8 protein-coding genes, 1 tRNA gene and 1 pseudogene are annotated in these 6,026 nt (G+C 59.9%); 7 read left to right on the top strand and 3 right to left on the bottom strand.

The window, feature by feature from the left end; all coding sequences use genetic code 11:
* The 3 genes from MOV75_RS24420 to MOV75_RS24410 all read left to right on the top strand — a co-directional run.
* The coding region (locus MOV75_RS24420) for a response regulator (protein ID WP_247006754.1) at positions 1-453 on the top strand (453 nt) is incomplete at its 5' end.
* Between the two features lie 318 nt (positions 454-771).
* Positions 772-845 (top strand) — tRNA-Gly (locus tag MOV75_RS24415).
* A gap of 311 nt (positions 846-1,156) precedes the next feature.
* On the top strand, positions 1,157-1,594 hold the full coding sequence (locus MOV75_RS24410; protein ID WP_246918379.1) for a hypothetical protein: 438 nt from the start codon (positions 1,157-1,159) through the stop codon (positions 1,592-1,594).
* Between the two features lie 317 nt (positions 1,595-1,911).
* On the opposite strand, the gene MOV75_RS24405 is transcribed toward MOV75_RS24410, so the two are convergent.
* Positions 1,912-2,343 carry a helix-turn-helix domain-containing protein gene (locus MOV75_RS24405; RefSeq protein ID WP_246918381.1) on the bottom strand — a complete coding sequence of 144 codons (432 nt, stop codon included), beginning with the start codon at positions 2,341-2,343 and terminating at the stop codon, positions 1,912-1,914.
* A 275-nt stretch (positions 2,344-2,618) separates the two neighbouring features.
* Between MOV75_RS24405 and MOV75_RS24400 the strand changes: the two genes are divergently transcribed.
* Both MOV75_RS24400 and MOV75_RS24395 read left to right on the top strand, forming a co-directional pair.
* On the top strand, positions 2,619-3,482 hold the full coding sequence (locus MOV75_RS24400; RefSeq protein ID WP_246918383.1) for an alpha/beta fold hydrolase: 864 nt from the start codon (positions 2,619-2,621) through the stop codon (positions 3,480-3,482).
* A gap of 34 nt (positions 3,483-3,516) precedes the next feature.
* Entirely contained in the window at positions 3,517-4,521 is a 1,005-nt protein-coding gene (locus MOV75_RS24395; protein ID WP_246918646.1) for an NADP-dependent oxidoreductase, read from the top strand.
* A gap of 426 nt (positions 4,522-4,947) precedes the next feature.
* On the opposite strand, the gene MOV75_RS42485 is transcribed toward MOV75_RS24395, so the two are convergent.
* The gene (locus MOV75_RS42485; protein ID WP_256468856.1) at positions 4,948-5,070 is read right to left on the bottom strand and encodes a hypothetical protein; all 123 of its coding nucleotides are present in this window, start codon (positions 5,068-5,070) and stop codon (positions 4,948-4,950) included.
* Positions 5,071-5,171: 101 nt separating this feature from the next.
* Positions 5,172-5,450, bottom strand: coding sequence for a hypothetical protein (locus tag MOV75_RS24390; RefSeq protein WP_246918385.1), 279 nt, complete (start codon positions 5,448-5,450; stop codon positions 5,172-5,174).
* Between the two features lie 127 nt (positions 5,451-5,577).
* On the opposite strand from MOV75_RS24390, the gene MOV75_RS24385 reads away from it, so the two are divergent.
* Both MOV75_RS24385 and MOV75_RS42750 read left to right on the top strand, forming a co-directional pair.
* Positions 5,578-5,838, top strand: coding sequence for a hypothetical protein (locus MOV75_RS24385; protein WP_246918387.1), 261 nt, complete (start codon positions 5,578-5,580; stop codon positions 5,836-5,838).
* A 65-nt stretch (positions 5,839-5,903) separates the two neighbouring features.
* Positions 5,904-6,026, top strand: a pseudogene (locus MOV75_RS42750) (nuclear transport factor 2 family protein); the annotation flags it as partial.

The raw sequence follows: 6,026 nt of genomic DNA, 5'->3' as shown, positions 1-6,026 counted from the left end.
CTGTTCCTGCCGCGGTCGAAGGGCGAGGCGCCGGCCAGGCTGGCGCCGGTCCACCCGCGCGCCAAGACACGCGGACACGAGACGATCCTCGTGGTCGAGGACGATCCGCTGGTGCAGGGCTATGTCATCGCCCAGCTCGGCAGCCTCGGCTATCGCACGCTCGTGGCCGGCGACGGCGCTTCGGCGCTGGCGCTGGTCGACCAGGGCGCGAAATTCGATCTCCTGTTCACCGATATCATCATGCCCGGCGGCATGAACGGGCGGGAATTGGCCGACGCCGTCCGGCTGCGCCGGCCGGGCGTGAAAGTGCTCTACACCTCGGGCTACACCGATGACGCCATCGTCCACGAAGGGCATCTCGACCCCGGCGTGGCGCTGCTCGGCAAGCCCTACCGGAAATCGGAGCTGTCACAGAAGATTCGCGAGGTGCTTGCGGGCGAGCCGCCGGCCTGAGCCGTGCGATCGACGAAAAAGGCGCGGCGGGGAGGCCCCGTCGCGCCCGATTTCTTGCTCGCTGGTCCAGGGCCGAGAGCGCCCCGATGCCAAGCCCTTATCCAGAGCTCAGCGGGCGATCCCAGCGAGGTGACAGCGCTTGGTAAGAGACACTGGATCACCTCCTTTCGTTGGTTTCGGAAGATTTCAATATAGGCGGCATTGCCGCCGCTGTTAAGGGCGGCGGGCCCGGAAGGAACCAGGGCGGCGCGCAAGACGGGGAAGGCTGCCTCCCGGGCAGTTGAGACCGCCGCCCGGCCGTGTTAGGGAGCCCATCACGCGGGTGTAGCTCAATGGTAGAGCAGCAGCCTTCCAAGCTGAATACGAGGGTTCGATTCCCTTCACCCGCTCCAGCTCTTCTCTATTTTCCCCTGCAGGATCAATTCGTTAGACGGTTCGCTGAATCACGTCAACAATCAATTTCTGATTTGACGATTCTTAGGGCGCAAATAGGGCGCAGAATCTTCGAAAGCGATTGATGCATCGGAGCTTTCAGACTCTGAGCGCTTTAAGTCATCAGCCTGAAAATTCATCTTCGTGCTGACTGTCGTTTTTGATTCGTGCTTCGCGATCGTCTTTGATCATATTTTATCACGGCAAATAGTTTCGCGCGGATAATTCGCGACAACATCATCACAGCCACGAACCCACGTGGCCCCAATTTATGAATGACAATGAATTTGATTTGCGCCAAGGCGACTGCCTTGAACTGATGCGAGATCTACCGAACGTTAGCGTGGTGGGAAGGGTTAGACGGATGTCACCGCAACGGCTCCACGACAAATACAAGTCTCGCATCTTGCAGCCGCATGAAAGTAGTCGAGACGCCGATTTAATAGGCCTCATGGCGGCCAACGGCGAACGCGGTACGGTCTTTCACGTCCTAAATCACATTCAAGAGCAATACGAAGACATATACACCGTGCTCATCGATGACCGGTCGGTTGTTACTTTCGAGATTCCGCGCGCTGCTGGGGCGGTGACCGTCAAAGAACTCAGTGTTTTCTCTCTTAGTCAATATCGTGAAGAACTAGGCCAAGGGAAGCGCCGCATACGCCTGGATCGAGCGGCGGAAGATGCACGGAAACTCCTCATCAAATGAGCAAGGTTAGGCGATCAGTTGGCGGCCTGCTCCAAATCGCGAACGTCCGCTTCTGGCCCCCTTATCGGACCTCGTGCAGTGTCCGCTTGTACGCCGCTGTTGGCGGCTAAGCGGACATCGCGGGTTTATGATGGTGAGCTCTCCGCCGACAAGGTCCCCGGCCAGATGCCTTTCTACCGCGTCAAAGTCACGCTCAACGGCGACGTTGAAGTAGGTTGACACTTTCCAAGAAGTGTCTTGGCGGCCGCCGCCTAAGTGCCAAGTCTACTGGGGTAGCGCGGCCAAACCGCACAAGATGGAGATGCCAAGAGGGTTGCTCATTCGGGTGCGATGATACGAATAGGACGTGTTCCGATCGGAGCGCCGGTCGCGCGGTCGATGGTAAGGGGATCAATCTCTGTTCCATTCTCGGCGTCGAAAAACCGGATAACCTTGCCTCCGCCACGATGCTTGCGTCCCCACGCGCCAATCGCGAAGAGCACCGGCAGGAAGTCGTGCCCGGCTTCCGTCAAAACATATTCGTCCCGTGGCGGACGCGCTGAATAGCGACGTTTCTCCAGCAACCCTTCGTCAACCAGGGCTGAAAGCCGCCCCGTCAGCATCGTCGGCGCGATACCGAGACTCTTACGAAAGTCGTCGAAGCGGGTCAGCCCCCCATGGGCGTCCCGCATGATCAGCATGCTCCATGCGTCCCCGACCAGCGCCAAGCTCCGGGCGATCATGCAGGGCTGGGTCGAAAGTTTTTTCATGTCAGTCTCGTTTTAGTAGTGACTTGGTACTAAATTGATAGTAACAGATCGAGCGTCGGTGTTCCACAGCAAATTGAGAAGCCGGAGCCGAGCAAGACAGAACGCGGCATTGCGCTGATCCCGGGTGCTTCCGCCAGCATTGGGCTCGCGTCGGCGCCAGCGCTCCGGAGCGATCAGCAAGTGCATCTGGTGGCGAGCAAAGGAAGAGGCGCGCCATCCGACCGATGTCCCTTCCATCATTGGGACCCGGTTTCAGCCGAACTATGGAGTAAGTGATGTCTAATTATGTCTGCCACGCCGGATCGGTACTGCGCTACGTGGATGCGCCAAATCTTTCGATCAGTGCTGCAGGAACAACCTTCGCCTATCGCGACATCGGTCCGCGCACTGGCGTGCCATTGATCCTTCTCAACCATTGGGGCGCGGTTCTCGACAATTTCGATCCACCGATCGTCGATGGGCTCGCCACCAGGCATCGCGTCATCGCGATCGATTACCGAGGTATCGGCGCTTCAAGCGGGAAAGCGCCTGTTACCGTCGGCGAAATGGCACAAGATACGATTGCTCTGATCGCCGCGCTGGGCTTCGAAAAAGTCGATCTGCTCGGCTTTTCCCTCGGCGGCTTCGTGGCCCAGGACATCGCGCTGAAGGCGCCGGGTCTCGTGCGAAAGCTGATTCTGACCGGCACGGGCCCGGCAGGCGGCAAAGGTATCGAGAAGGTTGGGCCGGTGTCCTGGCCGCTGATGATCAAGGGCTTGCTCACCTTGCGAGACCCGAAATTCTACCTGTTCTTCACCTCCACGGCCAATGGCCGCCGGGCCGCAAAGGCCTTTCTGGCAAGGTTGAAGGAGCGCAAGGTAGATCGGGACAAAGGAGCCACGCCAGAGGCCCTGTTGCGGCAACTCAAGGCGATTAAGGGCTGGGGCCAGCAGGCGCCTCAGGATCTCGGCAGCCTCCGCATCCCTGTCCTCATCGCGAATGGCGATAACGACATCATGGTGCCGACCGCAAACAGCACCGACATGGCACGGCGTATCCCGGGCGCACAACTGGTCATCTACGAAGATGCCGGGCATGGCGGGATTTTCCAGAACCACGCCGATTTCGTGCCGAAGGCGCTGTCCTTCCTCGACGCCTGACGCCGGGACCAAATCTCAAATTGGAGATGACATCATGAAGGCATTCGTTGTCGACAAATACAAGAAGAAAGGCGCTCTGCGCTTGGCAACCATGCCAGAACCGGAGCTGCGGGACGATGATGTCCTGGTTCGGGTTCACGCAACTGCTGTGAACGTTCTGGACTCCAAGCTCAGGGATGGAGAATTCAAGCTCATCCTGCCGTATCGTCCGCCTTTCACTCTGGGCCACGATGTTGCCGGGACAGTCGTCAGGGTTGGCCGCAATGTCAGGCGGTTCAAGGCGGGCGACGAGGTCTACGCACGGCCGCGCGATCATCGGATCGGAACATTCGCCGAATTCATTGCGATGAACGAAGCCGACGTGGCGCCGAAGCCCACGAACATCAGCATGGAAGAAGCCGCCTCCATCCCGCTGGTGGGACTGACCGCCTGGCAGGCGCTGGTCGAGGTGGGCAAGCTGAAGCCTGGCCAGAAGGTCTTCATCCAGGCTGGCTCCGGTGGCGTGGGGACTTTCGCGATCCAGCTCGCCAAGCATCTCGGTGCGACCGTTGCGACGACGACGAGCGCGAAGAATGTCGAGCTGGTCAAGAGTCTCGGCGCGGACCTGGTCATCGACTACAAGACGCAGGATTTCGAGAAGGTCTTGTCGGGCTACGATCTGGTCCTGCACAGCCAGGATGCCAAGACGCTTGAAAAATCTCTGCGCGTGCTCAAGCCGGACGGCCTGCTCATCTCGATCTCCGGGCCGCCCGACCCCGAATTCGCCAGGGAGCAGGGCATGAACCTCTTCCTGAAATTGGTGATGCGCTTGCTGAGCCGTAGTGTGCGGAAGAAAGCCAGGAGCCTTGGTGTTCGCTTCTCATTCCTGTTCATGCGCGCGCAGGGGCAGCAGCTGAGCGAAATCACGTCCCTGATCGAATCCGGCGTGATCCGTCCGGTCGTGGACAAAGTGTTCCCGTTCGAAAAAACCGGCGATGCGCTCGCCTATGTCGAGACCGGGCGCGCAAAGGGCAAGGTCGTGATCAGGGTGGCGGACTAGCATCCACGGTGGGCCCATCGAAAATCACAATGCCGCTCATGCGGGTGCACACGGATGCCAAACTCATAACGTCGCCGGCAACGAAAAGATTTGGGAACGCGTCCTGTCCCTGCTCGTGGCCGGGGCGAGCGTATTAGGCGGAAGCACCGTTTTGCTGATACAGGCGTTGCCGCCCATACTTCACGGATCTCTGATCGGTTCAGGCAGGCACTCGCGCCAATTCCCGGCCGACTTCCCAAGCTCAGGCTTGGAGAGTTGAGGCGATGGAAGGAAGTGAGAAGCAAGAATCGCCAGTCCGGCAGATGACGCGGACAACTTCAAGGTGGAATTCCTGACGCATTCCGCCCTAGGCGCGATCAATGCTCCAACAACCGATCACGTTGTCGCAAGCGGCGGCCCCGCCGTCTCTCTCTTTCGGGGGCGGTCTTACAAGCGCACACCGGTTGTGGCAAACGCCTGGGCAACGGGCTCCTGTACCTGATCCAGGACCGCCATCGCCGCAATTGCGATCACAATGGCTGCGGCGCAGCCGAGCAGAAAAGCCTTCATGCCAAACTCCATCACTTTCAATCCGCACGCATCTTACGATGCCGCTTCCTGCGGGCAGTCGTGACGAACAATCCAGACTTCGCCCGCCGTTCCTGCCGACTCTAGGGGCTCTTGAAAACCGGGTCGATTGGAAATGCATCGCCGATCAAGCCCAACGATTGAAGGTCGGCGCTGTGCAATTCCACTTCCAATATGGCGAGGAGCAGCGCAAGCACGACGACCGTGAGGATGAGGAGAGGCGAGGCTTCCCGTGCGGCTGGATCTGGGGCAATCAAGTGCACGCGCACGGCGCGTAGCCATGAGATCACCCGCAGCAATGGCCTCGACTGCTCCTGCATGCCGTTTTCCTTGACATGACGAGCAAAGACGTGACGAACCAATGCTAGGACTCGCGCCGCAGGCATTCAAGGGAAGAATGCCGACGACGGGCGAACTGACGCAGCGCACGCTGAGGAACGGATATCGATCCTTGCTCGTTGAAGCTCGGGCTCCAAAGGAGGATTCGCCGTGAAGGCACTGACATCCATCCTATGCCTGGCAGCGGTCGCAGCCTTCGACAGTGCGCTCGCCCAGTCCGGACAGACAGGGCCGCCTGCGACACAGACCCAGCCCGAAGAGAAGGGCCAACCGCAGCCACAGGGTTGGACGGGCCCGATCAATACAGGCTCGGGCGGCGCGCCCGCCGAAAGCCCGCAAGGCCAGAGCCCAGCCGGGATGCAGGCGGCGCCCGAGGGCTCGTCCAAGAAGGTCGTGGCACCGGAGAAGTAGACGTGGTGCCGCGGAGCTTTATTTCAGCGCAGCCGTGGACGTGACCATGTTCGGCAGAGATTGATGAGATGGGCTTGGTGCGCATCGGGCCAAGCCTGATCGAGGGCGACCATGTCGCGACACGCTGGACCTTCAGCTTCACCAACGCCGAAGGAACCACGCGGACGCTGGACGAGATCGCGTGGCAG

This window comes from Bradyrhizobium sp. PRIMUS42 (assembly GCF_023006515.1).
Lineage (GTDB): Bacteria > Pseudomonadota > Alphaproteobacteria > Rhizobiales > Xanthobacteraceae > Bradyrhizobium.
This window is presented reverse-complemented; position numbering and strand designations above follow the sequence as displayed.